Source organism: Crenobacter oryzisoli, assembly GCF_030385785.1.
Lineage (GTDB): Bacteria > Pseudomonadota > Gammaproteobacteria > Burkholderiales > Chromobacteriaceae > Crenobacter_A > Crenobacter_A oryzisoli.
This window is the reverse complement of the sequence record NZ_JAUEDK010000053.1, coordinates 15,537-31,932: the sequence shown is the minus strand read 5'-3', so window position 1 is coordinate 31,932 and position 16,396 is coordinate 15,537. Positions and strand designations below refer to the sequence as shown.

Here is a 16,396-nt window from a genome sequence, read left to right as displayed (position 1 = left end):
AACTCGATGTAATGCCAACACCGCTTGCTGCTCCATGCTTTTGACCGGAACGTAGCGCATATTTGGTCGAGCCACGGCTTCACAGATGGCCTCGGCATCGGCCATATCGTTCTTGTTGGTCTTTACGTAAGGCTTCACGAACTGGGGCGCCATCAAGCGTACCGTGTGGCCCAAGCTCCGCAGCTTCCGTGCCCAGTGATGAGCACTGCCACAAGCTTCCATGCCAATCAGGCAGGGAGGCAGATTCGCAAAGAAGCTTGCCATCTGGTCACGTTTAAGTAGCTTCTTGAGAACAGTCCTGCCTTGTTCATTGACCCCATGAACCTGAAACAGATTCTTCGCCAGATCGATACCAACTGTCGTAATGTTCATAGTGGACGCCCCTTCCATTCGAGTGGTGGATGACGCTTCCACTCTGGCACACCGATGCCGCTACTGGGTGGGGCGTCCATTTCATTGGACTTTAGATAAGGCTACTGGCCTCGGTCCCTGATGGAATACGCTGGTCAAGTCCTAATCATGAGGGCGCGCTCGAGGCGCAATGCTTCTTGCAGGTTTGCTTGACCACGGTCTGACCTGTCTTGCCATCAAATCATGATTGCCTGTGCAATCAGTGGAATTCTCTTGGGCTATGGGCTGTTATTCTGCTCCTACATGCTGGTGCTGGGTTTGCAATGCCCCTAGTTGCCCGTAGGGGTTAGTAGGCCAGCATGTTGCACCGAAACGCCTGTTCATGCAGTGGATCCCTCGTCAGAGGCGGCATACTCCCGATCGTGTGTTAGTAGCGCCCAGACGATCCGGGCATTTTTGTTGGCGAGGGCCACCGCCGCCACGTTCTTGTTGCGCCGTCCTATGACCTTCCCCAGCCAACTGCTCGCATAGTGGACCTTGCTTTCGGCTACTCGAATTACGGCCCGGGCGCCGTGGACTAGCAGGGTTCTCAAGTAAGTGTCCCCTCGTTTGCTGATTCCCAGCAGGGTTTGTTTGCCGCCGCTGGAGTGCTGTCTCGGCACTAGGCCAAGCCAGGCTGCCAGTTGTCGCCCATTTTTGAAATTTTTGGCATCGCCAATCGTGGCTACCAAGGCGCTGGCCGTGATTGGGCCAATACCTGGGATTTGTGCCAGTTTCCGACTGGCACTGTTCTCGCGATGCCAGATTTGAATTTGGACCTCCAGTTCGCCCACCTGCCGATCCAACTCTTTCAGATTGTCGCGGAGTCGCGCTAGCAGATGTCGGAACGTGCCAGGCAAGTCGTTATCGGCGTCCTCTAGGATGGCCGGTAATCGCTTGGTGATATGGGAACTCCCTTGGGGAATCACAATCCCGTGTTCCGCGAGCAGTCCGCGGATCTGATTCGCCTGGGCCGTGCGTGCCTTGACGAATCCTTGCCGGGCGCGGTGCAGGGCCAGCGCCGCCTGCTGCTCGCTGTTCTTGATCGGCACAAAACGCATGGTTGGCCGGCTCACCGCTTCGCAGATCGCTTCTGCATCGGCGGCATCGTTCTTGTTGGTCTTCACATAAGGTTTCACGAACTGTGGTGCCATCAGTTTGACGGTGTGCCCCTGTGCTTCCAGTTTCCGTGCCCAGAAGTGAGCGCCGCCACAGGCCTCCATGCCGATCAGGCAGGGTGGCTGATTGGCGAAGAATGCTGCTACCTGATCCCGTTTCAACTGCTTCTTCAGCACGGTCTTACCTTGCTGATCCACGCCGTGAACCTGAAACACATTCTTTGCCAGATCAATACCGACAGTCGTAATCTTCATCTCGGCCGCTCCTCTCGATCAGTGGGAATGTTTATTCACCACAAATTGGCACTCTGATGCCATTTCGGGTAGGGGCGACCATCCCATTATGGTAAGTCCTACTTCGGCTACAAGCTATCCGCCAGCGCCGACAAGCGTTACAAGCTGATCCGGCGCATCGTGGTGTCCACGGCCAGCGAGCATGACACCCTACACTTCGAGGCGGTGCTCGATCCGGGTAATACGGCCGCGATGTCTGGGCCGACAAAGGCTACATCGATCAGCAACGTGAAGCCCGCCTGATGGGCAAGGGCTGGCGCCTGCATATCCAGCGCAAAGCCCAGAAAGATCGGCGGCTGTCCGTGTGCCAGGAAGGGAGAAACCGTCGCATCGCCAAGACCCGCGCCCGCGTTGAGCATGTCTTCGGTGCCCTCGGGCAGCAAGGCGGCAAAGTCCTTCGCAGCATCGGTCTGGCCCGTGCCACCTGGAAGGCGGCTTGCTACAACCTACGCCGTCTGTGCTTCCTGAAAGCGGCCGGCGTGATGGCCTTCTAACGCCCAAATGGTGCCGATGGTGGCCACAACGGCCATCGGGGCGCAAAAAAGAGTGAAAAACTTTACGCTGAAGCGCCTCGACATCCTCGACCTTGCCTCAAGAGCCGGGTCTGCACGTCATGCTTCGCCGAAAAGTGGGTAATTCGAGGTGCCCTCTTGTGTTCTTCAGTTGTCTGTCGTCCGTGTTCTTGGTCTCTGTCTCAATAAATTTGCAAATAGTTATCTTTCTCGATCTTGTGCGATGGTTCCATCGATCATAAAGACTGCTATGCATTTGAACTTGCATATCTATTAGTCTATATAAAATAGGTATCATAGGACATTCGTTCTGTGTTTTTTCTTGACATGGAGATATTTGATTCAATGGCTAGCTCGGTGTTGTCTGTTCGTGCCTCACGTGCTCGGCCTTTCTCGGGATTGGCTGTCAATAACTTCTACGGCCTGCCTTAACGAGTCAATTTGACAGTCTAGACAATTTAAGAATTGTTTCTACTAATTGCCGGAGGCAACGTTGGATTTTAGTGTGGTTTAGCTAGAGAGTATTTTAATAAGAAAAACGCGATCAAATCTGCCTTTGTCAGGTAATGCATAGGTGGTTTAGTTAAGGATTAAGTGCTTTTACAGCGAGTGGGAGGGCTTTATGAAAGAGATGTTGAAGCAGTTTGTTCGTGACGAGCGCGGCGTGTCGGCAATTGAGTATGGGCTTATTGCGGGCTTGATTGCAGCAGGCCTGGTTGGGGTATTAACCACATTGGGTGGTGATATTAAAGACTTGTTTAGTAGCATTGCTACTGCATTGCCAACAACAACAAAGTAGAACTAGTTGAACACTTTGCCAGTGAGAAATTAGTTGTGGCGGGGGGGTAATGCAGGGGTTAGCGGCGTGGGAACAAGCTTGCTTTCTGCTCTTGTTGGGTGCTGTCGCTGTATTTGATTTTGTGCAGAGACGAGTACCCAACAAGTTGCTTGGGGTGGGGGGCATTGTCGCGATAATACTCTTGCTGGTTAATCACCCTGGCGGGACAGCTTGGCTTGTGGCGATTTCGGGGCTTGCTGTCGGATTGTTCGCTTTCCTGCCATTTTACTTTATGGGGTTGATGGGGGCTGGTGACGTAAAGTTTTTTGCCGTCATTGGTCTGTGGCTGGGTGTGTCAGCATTGCTGCCAGTGTGGGTGGTGGCGAGTGTCATGGCCGGTTTCCAAGCATTTCTATGGCTGGCTCTGTCAGTCGGGCTCCGTGGTAAAGGAGAGCAATATCGGTTCTCATTTCAGATAAAGGCTTTGCGGTTAAATGAAATTCCTTACGCTAGCTATTTAGCGATAAGCGCAGGTTTGGTTGCGTATTATCCGGAGCTGTTCAAGAAGTTGTACATCGGGGTCGCCTATGTTCTATAGCCGAGAACTGGGTAAAAGGGTTGTCTGGGTGGGGTCAAAGACGTTGCCTGCTACTCGCTGCGCTCATCGTGGCGCATCGGCTATTGAATTTGCGCTGGTCTTTCCCGTTTTCTTTACCATATTTTATGGCATCATTTCCTATGGTCTGATCCTAGCGGCGCAACAAAGTTTGACTTTGGCTGCAGAGGAAGGAGCCCGCGCGGCATTAAAGTATCAGCCTGCAGCAAGCCAGAATGCTGCTTTGACTGCTCGAGCTGCGGCAGCTTGCCTGAGTGCGCAATCGATAATTGGTTGGCTGCCGAAGAGCTACTTGGCAGGCGGGTGTGTCTCTGTGGTGGCACCTTGTGACTATGACGGTACCTTGCAGTGTATAAAGGTGACCTTGAATTATAATTACGCTCAAAACCCACTGGTCCCCCCTTTGCCATTATTGGGTGTGATATTGCCAAGCAACCTTGTGGGTGTTGCTACTGTTCAATTGAACCCAGCAACTATCTTGTCTGGATGAACGAAGTATAATTCATAAAAAATAAAACTAATAGTTGGCATAAATGTGTCGATTAAGAATGGGTAGGGAGGGGGTATGGCGAATATAACAAAAGTCATTGCAGTGATTCTGGTGCTTTTAGCCTTGTCCATTGCGCTCTATGCATGGAGTCTGGGGCGGCATCCCGCACCTATTGTGAAGCCTCCTTCAAATATCTCTACGCTTTACCCCGTCGTAGTTGCCACCAAACTTCTTCCAGCTGGACAACCGATTGCATCGGATGCGGTGCGACTGGAAAAATTGCCTATCAATCCTGAAGGTTCATTCAAGAGTGTTGATGATGTAGTCGGGCAAGCTCCCAGTATCGATTTGATGGCCGGTAGTCCTGTGCTGGCTACTCATATGGCAACTGGCCTCGCTGCAAGGGTTGCTGTAGGTGAGCGGGCTGTTGCGATCAAGGTAGATGAGACCAATGCGGTGGGAAACAGAATCGAGCCAGGGGATTATGTCGATCTATTTGTCTACCTGAAGCGAGATAACGGAGAGGTTGAACAAAGTCAGGCGAGACTGTTGCTGTCTAAGCTGCGAGTACTGGCTTATGGCGCTACATCGGTTGATGGGCCTGGGCAGGCAGCTAAGACTGTTGGTGTCAATGTCCTCTCGCCGCGGCAAGATGTTGCAAGGACTGCGGTGTTGGCAGTCCCTGTCGGTCAAGTCAATCAGCTTGCCTTGGCAGAGACGGAAGGACGGTTGCTGCTTGCGCTAAGAAATCCCCAAGATAACGAAGTGCTCGATCCGACCCTTTTTGCCGCATCGTCATCTGTTCTAAAGGTTCAGGACAATGGCAAGGCCACAATCAATGGTTCTACTCGTGCTGCTGCGGGGCTCGGCCTTCAAAGCTTTTCTGGTGCGTCGAATGAGCGGAGGCATCCCGCCGTGATGCCGCCCGCATCTTCATTGGCCTTACCTTCTGCTCATAGTAAACCTGCTGCTTCAGAAATTGAGGTAATTCGAGGAGGAAAACGTGAAATGGTCAGTCATTGACCATAGTGACTCCTTGTAAAAATATAATAAAGGCATAGGCCATGAATAATAAGAAGGTATTAATTGTTGCTTTAGGGGTGTTTGTGCCAGCAGCTTTTATCCAGGCTGCGGACCGTAGCGAAGCTACGATCAGCATTGCGGCAGGTATGCAGCGACAGATTTCCGTCAGCCGCGGTTTACAGCGCGTCGCGATAGGTGATCCATCTGTGGCCGATGTGTTGGTTACCAAAAAATCAGGCTTGTTGTTGGTTGCCAAGTCTCCAGGGCAAACCAATCTGCTGGTATGGGAAAATGGCCTTAACGAGCCAAAAACCTACGCGATTACTGTGACTGATCCGGTATCAGGTCTATTGGAAGATGGTAGCAATATCAAAATGGTCTCTCACAATGGTATGACCGTTATTGCGGGTAATGCCCCAGATTTGCTTGCCCATCGAAGCGCTACGAGTAGAGTCAATGGTGTAGCCGGTGGCAAGAGTAGTGCAATTATCGACAAATCCATAGTGAACAGTGGCGGTGTTGTGCAGGTCGATGTAAAGGTCGTCGAGTTCAGCAAGTCAGTTTTGAAGGATATTGGGTTTAATTTGTTCACTACGCGTTCATCAGGTTTCGCATTTGGGCTTTTTTCCCCCTCGTCGCTACAGTCGATAACTTTTCCTCCCATCACCTTCAGCTCAACGCCTCCCGTTGCCTCGGCCTTCAATATTGTGGCAGGGTCGAATAGTCGCGGCGTGTTCGGGAATCTTGGCATCCTTGAGAGCAATGGCATGGCCAGAGTATTAGCTGAGCCATCGTTAGTGGCACTATCTGGCCAGAGTGCAAGTTTCCTAGCAGGTGGGGAAATACCAGTTCCGGTTCCGCAAAGTTTGGGTACTGTTACCATTCAATATAAACCCTATGGTATTGGGCTTACTTTGACGCCGACAGTATTGAGCCGCGAACGAATTGCACTCAAAGTGGCGCCTGAGGCCAGTGATCTCGATTTTGCTCGATCCATCAATATCAATGGTGTCTCGGTGCCAGGCATTATCACACGTCGAGCAGATACGACTGTTGAATTAGGGGATGGAGATAGCTACGTGATTGGTGGTCTCGTAAGTCGGGATACCGTTGCAAATGTCGATAAAGTGCCGCTGCTGGGGGATTTACCTATCATCGGCTCCTTTTTCAAGAGGCTGAATTACGAGCAAAACGATAAGGAGCTGGTCATTATTGTTACGCCTCACCTGGTTTCAGCTATCGGTAAGGGGGCTCCTTTGCCGCCTTTGCCGGGGGAGAATAGTGAGCAACGCGATGGGCCGGTATGGAGCTCATTCCTGAAGGGGGCGCTATCTTCCGATGTTGTTCCTGGTTTCTCCCGTTAGTGGCGCGACAAGCTTTTATAATTGAGTAGCATAATTTTACGGTCAGGCGGTGGCGTGATGAATGCAAGAGCGCAGACTTCACTCGAGCAGGCAACCAGTGATTATTTCGTATTCGGTTCTATGTCGGCCGAGCGGTCACAATGGCTTCAGCACGCACTCGGCCCTCTTGGTGTGACCGAGTCTGCTTCTCTTGAATTGTCGGTGCTGTTACAACGAATCGCGATCATTAACCCGTCATTGGTTTTTATCGATTTTTCAGGGGATGGGCTTTCCAAAGCAACTGAGGCTGTCGCAGCAGTAAGGCAGTCTTTCGAGATGCTGCCGATTGTTGCGGTGGGGTTGGCATCCGAGGGTGGAGGGGCACTTGCTGCCTTGCGGGCAGGAGTGCGCAACTTCATCGACATCCAGTCTCCTGTCGAAGATGCCGAGAATATCGTTGGTGAACTTTTGGCAAATCTGTCACGCACGCCAGTACGCCATGGCAAGTTGACTGTTTTGCTGGGTGCAAGAGTGGGGGTGGGGGTCAGTACTTTGGCCACCAACCTGGCGCTGATGACGCATCGCCGTGAGCGCCGTATCAACAAACAGGCGATTCTGATCGACCTGGGATTGCCCATAGCCGATGATCTGCTGTATCTCAATAGTCAGGCGGATTTTCACTTTGTATCCGCTGTGCGGAATCTGCGACGCTTCGACCAAACCTTCGTCCATACCGCGATCAGTCGTCATAGTGGCGGACTGGCCTTGCTGCCCCTTCCGCCAGACTTAAGTGAAATGCGGGAGATCTCTTATTCGGGGGCCATAGGCTTGTTGGGACGGCTCCGTTCATTTTTCGACAATCAGCTGATTGACCTTGGTGGATTCACCAACCTGGATTTCATCGCTCAAATGGTCAGGGCCGCAGATGAGAGTTGGCTGGTTTGTGACCAAAATGTGGCGTCGGTCGTCTCAGCTGTGGAGCTACTTGATGCACTAAAGGAGCGGGAGGTCGACTTGGAGACTCTTCAGCTCTTGGTCAACAAATACGATTCACGACTTGGTCTGGGGGCCGACCAGATTGCCAAGCAGGTGAAGTTGCCCCTGCTCGGTCTGTTGCCTGACCGTCGCCAGCTCATCAGTCGTGCTGCCAACCAAGGTACAACGTTGGCCGAAACGATGCCCCGAGACCCTTATATCCGGTCGCTTGAGCCTTTGTTGGCTCGATTGATGTCAGGTAATCCAGCGAGCTCTCCCGCTCCGTCCAAGGAGAGGGTCTCTTTGCTATCGCAGATAGGCCGGCTTGTTGCCAAGAAAAGGGGGTAACGCATGGCGAAGGACATCCAATTTGCTGACGACGTCCTGTCATTTTCCAATTCGCAGCAATTTCAGGACATCAAAGCCGCAGCTCATGATCATCTGCTCAGTCGTATCGAGGAGCTGGGGGCAGAGTTTGGGAGATGGACACGGGGGGAGATCAAGCACTTTGTTGATCAGGAGGTGGGGCATTTTGCCCGGTCTCGCAGAGTGCCGATCAACGAGAGTGAAGTTGGCCTGATCGCGGATGCGCTGACCAAAGAGCTGGCTGGCTTCGGCCCCCTGGAAGATTTGCTCAACGATGTGGCTGTCGAGGATATCCTGATCAATGGCTTTCGGGATATCTATGTGTCCCGACATGGCGTACTGCAGCGTGTGGATATTCGGTTTAGTGACGATGCTCATCTGCTGAGGATTGTGCGTCGGATTCTGGCCCCGCTTGGTCGGCGCCTCGATGAGTCGAACCCGATGGTGGATGCCCGGTTGCCCGACGGCGGACGCCTGAATGTGGTGATTTCGCCCTTGTCCATCGATGGGCCTGTGGTTTCTATCCGGAAGTTTCGGAAAGATCCTCTCAAACCTGCAGATCTTATCCATCTTGGTACTTTTTCACAGGAAATCGCCGACTTGCTGGAGGCTGCCGTACAGAGTCGGTGCAACATCCTGATCAGTGGTGGGACGAGTTCCGGGAAAACATCGTTGCTCAATGTGCTGGCTGGTTACATTCCTGAGACCGAGCGGGTCATTACCATTGAGGATACAGCCGAGTTGTCGCTGAATCACCCTCATGTGGTACGCCTTGAGAGTCGTCCGGGCGGCTTTGACGGCAATGGTGTGATCTCGATCCGCGACCTGCTAAGGAACAGTCTTCGGATGCGCCCGGACCGCATTGTGGTAGGTGAGGTGCGGGGGGCGGAGGTGCTGGAGTTGTTGCAGGCGATGAACACGGGTCATGACGGTTCTATGGGTACCATTCATGCCAGTTCGCCGCGCGAATGTCTTTATCGACTTGAGATGCTGGCCGGTTTTGCCGGCTTCCAAGGTAGCGAGTCCAGCTTGCGAAGGCAGATTGCCAATGCAATCGACTTTATCGTCCAGATCGGACGGCTTTCCAACGGACGCCGCCGCATCTTGTCGGTGACCGAAATTAATGGAATGAGCGACAACGTCATCGTGATGCAGGAGTTATACCGCTACGAGGCGGAGGAGGACGCAGATCACGTAGAGCAGGACAACTGGGTGTCGTTGGGGCTGCGCCCTCACTCACCGAAGTTGGCACGATATCGGCCCGCATCGTCTTTTGCCGGAGGCATTCATGTCTAAGCTGGCGTTGCTTGCCATCAGCGCGGCATTGCTGCTGGTTGCGCTGGGTATTTTGCTCTGGAAGCACGCCTCGGAGCGTGCAGCAGCGGATTTGGCGCAGCGATTTGTCGATAGTCGCCTTGAGCCTGTGGCGACTCAAGCCAAGACGGTGGGCCGCGCTCCTGAAAAAATGGTGGCAAGGGCGGCCGAGAACTGGCTTGAGATACAGCTGAATCGTGCCGGAATTGAACGGCGTCAGATTTTTATGCGGACGGCAGGTGCGGCGTTGGGTGTCTTTGCGCTATCCGGCCTCTTGCTCGGGGGCTTTGTCGGTCTGGGGATTGGAGTGCTGATTAGTGGGGCACTTGGTGCATTTGCGTTATGGCTGCGGATCGCCAAGCGTCACCGGCAGTTGGTGCGACAGTTACCCAATTATCTCGATGCAATCGTTCGCTTGATCACCATAGGCAACAGCGTTCAGTCGGCATTTCAGTCTGCAATAGCCAACACGGAGCCACCCTTGCGCAGCTGTCTCGAGCAGGTTAATCGGTTATTGCGTTCGGGGCTCGAGATCGATAAGGCACTGGCCCAAACTGCACAGGCCTATGGGGTGGGAGAGTTGACGCTATTGGCTTCGGTGATGCGCTTGAGCGTCAAGTACGGGGGGCGAGCGGACACCGTCCTCGAACGGATGGCGGGTTTCATGCGAGATAGGGAGCAGGCGGAACGCGAGCTGGTGGCGTTGTCAGCCGAAGTGCGGTTGTCAGCCTGGGTGCTCGGCTTGCTTCCCATGCTGATGGCTTTTTTCATTTTGGCAACCAATCCTCACTATTTTGCCACCCTGTTGAACGATGGGTCGGGCATCAAGCTGTTGGTGGGCGCTTTTGGTTTGCAAGTGCTGGGTAGCTTCTTGCTGTTCCGGCTAGCCAGGCTGTGACAGAGGAGCGAAGACGATGAGTGCCGACCTGCTTTTTGTCCTTAGCCTAGCGTTACTGGCAATAGCACTGCTGTTGATTGCGAGCGTGCTACTGGTGAAGTCGCGTGCAGAGGGAAGGGCGGAGCGGCTGATCGTCAGGACAGTAGCCCGTCGTGCCGAGCAGCGACAGCGAGAGGGAGGCGGGAGTGTTGAAGGGCCGCTTCCGTACGGGCTGAAGGGCCAGCTTGATCGACTGATCAAGCTGGCAGGCCAACGACTGGATTCTCGTTTGGGGCGAGCCTTGGTGGCCGCAGAGGATCAACGCCTGATCGAGCTCTGTGGCTTTGTCGATATTCGCAGCCGTGCAGTTTTTCTGTGCGCCCGCTTGCTATCCGCCTTGTTGGTTCCTTTGCTGTGGCTGGCAATGCTTGGCCATGGCTTGCACGGCGTTAGGTTCTGGATGTGGTTGTTTGTCGTGTTTGCCATTGGGTTTATGCTGCCCAAGTGGTTTTTGGTCCGGTTTGGCAATCAGCGAAAGGCAGGGGCTGCTGAGGAATTACCGTTGTTTGTCGACTTATTGCGGTTGTTGCAAGGGGTTGGGCTTGGTATCGATCAGAGCCTGATGGTAATCAGCGCCGATTTTCGGACCATCCTGCCGGTGCTGGCTCGTGAGTTGGAGATCGCCAATCGTCAGTTCGCGACCGGGCGCTCGCGTGAACAGTCGTTTCAGCGTTTGGCGACGATTTTTCAGAATGACGATCTGGTCGCGATTACCCGTCTGATTCTGCAGGTCGATCGGTATGGTGGGGCAGTGCAAGAGCCGTTACGCCAGTTTGGGGAGCGATTGCGGGAAAACCGGCGCAGCAATATGAAAGAGCGTATCGGCAAATTGACAGTGAAAATGACTGCCGTGATGGTCTCTACACTGCTACCTGCATTGTTGATCGTGACGGCCGGCCCCGGTTTTTTGGCGGTAATACGTTCTTTAGCACGTCTTGGGGGAAGAGGATGAATAGGCGCTGGTTATCCATGGCAGTGTGCACCAGTTTGCTGCTGGCAGGTTGCGCTAGCAAGCCTGTCAACGGCTATGGGCTCGCAGAGCAGGCTGTACAGGAGATCGAACGGCAACAGGCTGCGGAAAAGTCGACGCTGCCCAATCAGCCTGGTGTGTATCTTTCTCTGATCCAGCAGATGCAACAAAAGGGGTTGTACTTTGCCTCGTTGGCTCATATCGATGCCTATGAGCGGCAGTGGGGGGCTTCCCCTCAGTCGACGCTGCTCAGAGCCGAGGCGCTCCGTTTGACTGCTCAGCCGGAGCGTAGCATCGAGTACTACACAAAGTTGCTGGGCACGACGCTCGGCGCAAGCGGTTTTCGTGGTCTGGGGTTATTGGCCGGGGCAAAGGGGGATTTTCCTGCCGCGGCGAAGTCTTTGCAAAAGGCGACAGAGCTGGACCCTACCAATCCCTTGCTGCAAAGCGATCTGGGCTACGCCAGGTTGAGAATGGGGGACGTGAAGGGTGCAAGGGTGCCGATCATGCAGGCTGTCGAGTTGGATCGCAATAATCCGAAGATTCTGAGCAATCTGGCGCTGTTCTTCATGGTGGAGGGACAACAGATCGAGGCCAATGAAGTGATTGAGCACACCAAGATGTCGCTGGATACGCGGCAGGCAATCTACAAAGAGGCCGCATTGATTGAACACAACGCGCGTGTCCGAGCCAGGTCAGGGGCTCTCACGACAGGCGAATCTGTACCTTTGTCGTTCGACAGTACGCTGGTCACCAGTCAAGGTTTGGTATCACCCGATGTGCAGCAACATGGGGTGCCCAGTGGTTTCCTGGCTCGAATGGGGCAGTAGTAGTGCTGGGAGCCTCGTTTGTATCGCTTGTTCCTTAGAGCGATACGTGGAGAGGTCAAGTGCGCGCTGACGCCAAGGCTAGCGGTAGTGAGGCTGTCGGGTGGTGCTGGATGTTACTAACCTTTCAGCTTGTAGCGTCATTTTGACCAGCTTTACAACGTGTACAAAATCAGCATGTTACAAAACACTGGAAGTGACATTACTAGTGAAAACCTTAGTATGTGAGTGCGCAGCAAGACAACGAGCAGACATTAAGGAGGCGCTATGCCGGTAAGGGTGAAGACTGGATTAGTGGTGGTTGCATTGAGTATGTTGCTGCTTCCCTGGTTGGCACGAGCCGATGAGGCGCCGGGCGGGGGCGCATCGGTCACCTCGGCGCGAGCAGCGGCGGCCGACAATGCCGTATCACCACCGGTGGGCAGTGCCACGACCTCCTGGCTGGCCATGCAGCGGGAAGGACAACAAAGTGCCAATCGGCTTCCCATGCTGGGTGACGAGGCAACGGCGGCATATGCGCGCTATCTGGAGAGCTTCAACCATAAGATTCCGGCATTTTTCAGTTCGTCGGTGACCAGCGGGGGTGAAAATGCTGGTCAATCCGGGTGGTAGGCATTGAGATGAAAGCGGCGGCCTACGCTCCAACCTCAGGGACTCGCACTCAAGGTGGGGCAGTGGCCGTGATGGCGGTGATCTGGCTGAGTGTCGCGATTATTCTGCTTGGGTCGATCGATATCGGCAGTGTGTTCATGCAGCGCCGTGAACTTCAACGTACCGCAGACATGGCGGCGTTGGCTGGGGTGCAGTTGATGGACAGCAGCTGCAGCGTACCGACTACTAATGCGAAGGCCAATACACAGCAGCATGGATTTGGGGCCCAGGCCGGGGACCAGATAGCCGTTACCTGTGGGCGCTGGGACCCGTCGATGTATGCCGCTCCTACTTATTTCTCCGCCCAAAACGGTGCCTCGTCGAATGCTGTTCAGGTGCATCTTCAGCGTAGTGTGCCGTTCTTCTTCGCATTTGGCTCGCGGGTGATTACGGCCGATGCGACCGCCAAGGTGACCAATACCGACTCCTTTACACTGGGTACCGGCCTCGTCAGTCTGAATGCGGGCTTATTGAACTCATTGTTAAGCGCTCTGGTCGGTGGGAGTATCAATCTCGACCTGGTTTCCTACAACGGCCTGGCCAATGCCCGCATCAACTTGACAAGTCTGATGGCGCAATTAAACGCAGGTAGTATCCAAGACCTGCTTGCGACCAATATCAGCGTCCAGGACTTTACGCTCGCGATGGCCAAGGTGCTGTCTCAGACCGACATGACCTATGTTGGTGCATTGCAAAGTCTGGCGCTGAGCATCCCCAAGGGTTTGACGGTGAATCTGGGCAATACTTCGGCGGTACCAGGGGTGCTGCAAGTGGACGCTTCGAATCCGAATGCCGCTTTGAATGCATCGATCGGGGTGCTGGATGCGGTGATGGTTGCTGCCGAGGTGGCGCAGGCAGGCAAGGCACCCATCACCCTCGATGCAGGGCTTGTCAATTTGAGCCCGCTAGCGTCGGTGACGGTGAAGGCAAAAATAATCCAGCCACCAGTGCTGGCAGCAGGGGAGCCTGGGCTGGATGCCAATGGGGTGCCAAGGACTAGCGCGCATGCTGCTCAAGTTCGCCTTTTCCTTGGGATCCAGTTATTGAGCGCAGGCCCCTCTGTCGGTGGTTTTTCTTTTTCGGCGCTGAATATTCCATTGGCTCTTGAGGCCGGCCAAGGAACTGCCTGGCTGCAGAGCATCCAGTGCACTACCGATCCAAAGACCAGTATGGCGACAATCAACGTTCAGCCCGGCATTGCGGCGGCATGCATAGGCGATGATGCTCAAGCCAGTCTGACCAACAACACGATAAAGTTGTCGTGCAATCAACCAGCCACGATCACGTCTGTGCTTGGGCTGATCACTGTTCAAGCCAAGTCGTCGACGGGGCAAGGGCTCAACCTCAGCATTGATAGCGGTTCTCCCGATCTGCTGAGCTTCAACGCGGTGGTCGGTGATGCGGATGATTACCAGACAGCAAACTCGAATAATGTCGGCCAAGTGCTGAGCAATGTGACCAATCAGTTGCTGAGTAGCGTACTGAGTTCTTTACATCTCAATCTGCTGTTTGTTGATGTCCTGGGGCTGACCAATGGTTTGTTGGCTTTGTTGACGCCGCTTCTGCAGGCCTTGCTGGCGCCAGTGTTCAACTTGCTGTCGACAGCCCTCGTTCCGTTGTTGCAACTTCTCGGCGTGCAATTGGGCTACAGCACTGTGCATAACCTCTCACTCACCTGCGGCCAAGGACAACTGGTGTACTGAGGCGAGGCTCCGTTACGTGATGATGACATGTTGTGTGCTGAAAAAGCACTTTTCTGACGTGATGGATGAAAGCCGAGCTCTCCGACAAGATTCGGTGTCGAAGTTTTCGTAAGTATGGAAAAATAGCGCGCTGCAAACGGTTGTTGATGACAAAAAAATGGTGCATAAATTCTTGTGGGTTACTGCACCATAAACAGAACGAGTGTTGGAATCAGGAATTCGGAATGAAACAGAAGACCTACAAAGCGGGAGCGGTGCTGGCCTTGACTGCGCTGTTGCTAGTCGGGGGAGCGGGGAAGGCTTGGGCGGATGATGAGGTAGTGTCTGCGTCGTCGGCAGCTGGTGCAGGTTCGACGGTGTTGTTTGGCCAACAGGTGTCGCCGTCTGCGCAACAGCAGCCTCCGCAGTCGCCGACGACGGGCAGTACGGTGCAGGAGTTGCAGCAGCTGGTGAAAGCAAACGCACTGTTTGAACTGCGCACTTCTTACAACGGTAGCTTTGGCGCAAGCCTACTGTTTTACCCGCGCGAAATGAGCTACTACGTGGCGATGTTTCAGCAGAAGAATTTCTGGCGGGTGGTGAAGACGCAGAGCGAGGCACGTGCCGAGGCGATCTTCACCAGTTTCTCCAAGGAAACCCAGTCGCTGGCCGAGGTGGAGATTCGTCGCGCCAAGCTCGAGGCTCAGAAGGAGTACACCGAGCGGATGATCACGTCGAGCGAAGGACGGTTGAATCAGTTGCAAACCGATTTGGCTATCCAGCGCCAGAGCCAGCAACAGGCGGCGGCCAAACAGAAGGTTGCACGTGAACAGGCGGTGGTGCTCGACAATGAACGCCGCAGTGCACTGACGAAGCTCGACAGCGTGCGTCGCCAGATTCGCCAGCTGGAGGTGCAAAACGATCAGGGACTGCCATCTGTCCGCTGATTGAGTTGTTATACAAAAGCCAACGGCACCTATACGGTGCCGTTGGCTTTTGTTGTTTTGGAATCAGGGTTTGATGTCGCGAGGTTGGGGGCGATGAGCAATCAGGTGTCTGACTCAATGGCTGCTTGGGCGGTCACCCTTCTTGTGCCATGGCCAGCCTTACTGCGGCGCGTAGGGCAGGGATGGTTTCTTGGGCAAACCAGGGGTTGCGGGCGAACCAGCCTATATTGCGCGGGCTGGGATGGGGCAGGACAAATTGCGATGGCAGGTAGTCGCGCCAAGCGCGCACCGTGTCGGTTAGCGTTTTCTTGCGCAGTGCTCCCAGATGCCAAGCCTGGGCATATTGGCCGATTAGCAAGGTCAGGCGTATCTCGGGCAGTTCGGCAAGCAACCGTTGGCGCCACAGGGCGGCACACTCCGGCCGGGGCGGGGCGTCGCCGCTACCTTTTTTGCCGGGATAGCAGAACGCCATGGGGACGATGGCGACCTGGGCCGGGTCGTAAAAGGTCGTGCGGTCGAGACCGAGCCAGTCGCGCAAACGGTCGCCGGAAGGGTCGTTGAATGGAATGCCAGTGGCGTGTACCCGGGTGCCTGGCGCTTGGCCGACGATGAGCAACCGGGCCGTTGGGCTGGCCTGAACCACGGGGTGGGGCCCCAGTGGCAAGACAGCCTCGCAGTGGCGGCAGGCGCGGATGTCGTCAAGAAGCTGGTCGAGTGCGGTAGCCATGATTTCTCGATATAGAGGGTATGGGGCTAGCAGGCCGGCTTGGGGCGGGAGGGGAACAGGCTAGACTGCCGGCCATTATTTGCGAATGGGTACCCCATGCATTCTACGGTGTTTGACATGCCATTCGTTGGTGGGTTGCTGGCGGTGTCGGCGCGATGTCTGTTGCGTTGGTGTGGCTGCCCGATTTGTGGGGGCGTTTTACGGACTTGCCCGAGTTCGTGCTGATCGGTGCCCCCCATACCAGCAACTGGGGTTTCCTGTTGACGCTGGGCACCTGCTTTGCTCTGCGGGCGAAAATCTATTGGTTGGGCAAGGATAGTCTGTTTCGTGGAGTGCTGGGCCCCGTGATGCGCTGACTGGGCAGCATTCCGGTAACTCGCGCAGTCGTAGAGCCGCTAACAAAACTCAGCGAAGCGGACTTGGCTAGGCGTGCGGC

Annotated in this window: 17 protein-coding genes and 1 pseudogene; 15 read left to right on the top strand and 3 right to left on the bottom strand. The window is 54.6% G+C overall.

Features of this window, described 5'->3' with window-relative positions:
• Together QU481_RS19920 and QU481_RS19915 are read right to left on the bottom strand one after the other, a co-directional pair.
• Positions 1-372: IS110 family RNA-guided transposase (locus tag QU481_RS19920; RefSeq protein WP_289831750.1), on the bottom strand; the 372-nt coding region annotated here is incomplete at its 3' end.
• A gap of 359 nt (positions 373-731) precedes the next feature.
• On the bottom strand, positions 732-1,763 hold the full coding sequence (locus QU481_RS19915; protein ID WP_289831749.1) for an IS110 family RNA-guided transposase: 1,032 nt from the start codon (positions 1,761-1,763) through the stop codon (positions 732-734).
• An 87-nt stretch (positions 1,764-1,850) separates the two neighbouring features.
• Here QU481_RS19915 and QU481_RS19910 point away from each other — a divergent pair.
• From QU481_RS19910 to QU481_RS19845, 14 genes and pseudogenes are all read left to right on the top strand, one after another.
• Positions 1,851-2,296, top strand: a pseudogene (locus tag QU481_RS19910) (transposase); the annotation flags it as partial.
• 640 nt (positions 2,297-2,936) lie between these two features.
• Positions 2,937-3,113 carry a Flp family type IVb pilin gene (locus QU481_RS19905; protein WP_289831748.1) on the top strand — a complete coding sequence of 59 codons (177 nt, stop codon included), beginning with the start codon at positions 2,937-2,939 and terminating at the stop codon, positions 3,111-3,113.
• Between the two features lie 49 nt (positions 3,114-3,162).
• Positions 3,163-3,690 (top strand): A24 family peptidase, encoded by a 528-nt coding sequence (locus QU481_RS19900; protein ID WP_289831747.1) that lies wholly within the window; start codon positions 3,163-3,165, stop codon positions 3,688-3,690.
• Positions 3,680-4,198, top strand: a complete 519-nt coding sequence (locus tag QU481_RS19895) for a TadE/TadG family type IV pilus assembly protein (protein ID WP_289831746.1) — start codon at positions 3,680-3,682, stop codon at positions 4,196-4,198. Before QU481_RS19900 ends, QU481_RS19895 begins: the two co-directional genes overlap by 11 nt.
• A gap of 75 nt (positions 4,199-4,273) precedes the next feature.
• Positions 4,274-5,221 (top strand): Flp pilus assembly protein CpaB, encoded by a 948-nt coding sequence (gene cpaB / locus QU481_RS19890; RefSeq protein WP_289831745.1) that lies wholly within the window; start codon positions 4,274-4,276, stop codon positions 5,219-5,221.
• A 41-nt stretch (positions 5,222-5,262) separates the two neighbouring features.
• The gene (locus QU481_RS19885) at positions 5,263-6,585 is read left to right on the top strand and encodes a type II and III secretion system protein family protein (RefSeq protein WP_289831744.1); all 1,323 of its coding nucleotides are present in this window, start codon (positions 5,263-5,265) and stop codon (positions 6,583-6,585) included.
• Positions 6,586-6,642: 57 nt separating this feature from the next.
• Entirely contained in the window at positions 6,643-7,887 is a 1,245-nt protein-coding gene (locus QU481_RS19880) for a hypothetical protein (RefSeq protein ID WP_289831743.1), read from the top strand.
• A gap of 3 nt (positions 7,888-7,890) precedes the next feature.
• Positions 7,891-9,201, top strand: coding sequence for a TadA family conjugal transfer-associated ATPase (locus QU481_RS19875; protein ID WP_289831742.1), 1,311 nt, complete (start codon positions 7,891-7,893; stop codon positions 9,199-9,201).
• The gene (locus QU481_RS19870; RefSeq protein ID WP_289831741.1) at positions 9,194-10,117 is read left to right on the top strand and encodes a type II secretion system F family protein; all 924 of its coding nucleotides are present in this window, start codon (positions 9,194-9,196) and stop codon (positions 10,115-10,117) included. The genes QU481_RS19875 and QU481_RS19870 overlap by 8 nt, the downstream gene beginning before the upstream one ends.
• A gap of 16 nt (positions 10,118-10,133) precedes the next feature.
• On the top strand, positions 10,134-11,108 hold the full coding sequence (locus tag QU481_RS19865) for a type II secretion system F family protein (protein WP_289831740.1): 975 nt from the start codon (positions 10,134-10,136) through the stop codon (positions 11,106-11,108).
• A gap of 17 nt (positions 11,109-11,125) precedes the next feature.
• Positions 11,126-11,956, top strand: coding sequence for a tetratricopeptide repeat protein (locus QU481_RS19860; RefSeq protein ID WP_289831739.1), 831 nt, complete (start codon positions 11,126-11,128; stop codon positions 11,954-11,956).
• Positions 11,957-12,220: 264 nt separating this feature from the next.
• Positions 12,221-12,565 carry a DUF3613 domain-containing protein gene (locus QU481_RS19855; RefSeq protein ID WP_289831738.1) on the top strand — a complete coding sequence of 115 codons (345 nt, stop codon included), beginning with the start codon at positions 12,221-12,223 and terminating at the stop codon, positions 12,563-12,565.
• A gap of 68 nt (positions 12,566-12,633) precedes the next feature.
• On the top strand, positions 12,634-14,307 hold the full coding sequence (locus QU481_RS19850; protein WP_289831737.1) for a TadG family pilus assembly protein: 1,674 nt from the start codon (positions 12,634-12,636) through the stop codon (positions 14,305-14,307).
• 224 nt (positions 14,308-14,531) lie between these two features.
• Positions 14,532-15,233, top strand: coding sequence for a DUF2968 domain-containing protein (locus tag QU481_RS19845; RefSeq protein ID WP_289831736.1), 702 nt, complete (start codon positions 14,532-14,534; stop codon positions 15,231-15,233).
• 133 nt (positions 15,234-15,366) lie between these two features.
• Here the strand turns inward: QU481_RS19845 and QU481_RS19840 are convergent, their stop codons facing one another.
• A complete protein-coding gene (locus QU481_RS19840; RefSeq protein WP_289831735.1) occupies positions 15,367-15,960 on the bottom strand; it encodes a uracil-DNA glycosylase family protein in 594 nt (197 codons plus the stop codon).
• A 155-nt stretch (positions 15,961-16,115) separates the two neighbouring features.
• Here QU481_RS19840 and QU481_RS19835 point away from each other — a divergent pair, with 155 nt between their 5' ends.
• A complete protein-coding gene (locus QU481_RS19835) occupies positions 16,116-16,316 on the top strand; it encodes a lysophospholipid acyltransferase family protein (protein WP_289831734.1) in 201 nt (66 codons plus the stop codon).
• Positions 16,317-16,396: the final 80 nt, after the last annotated feature.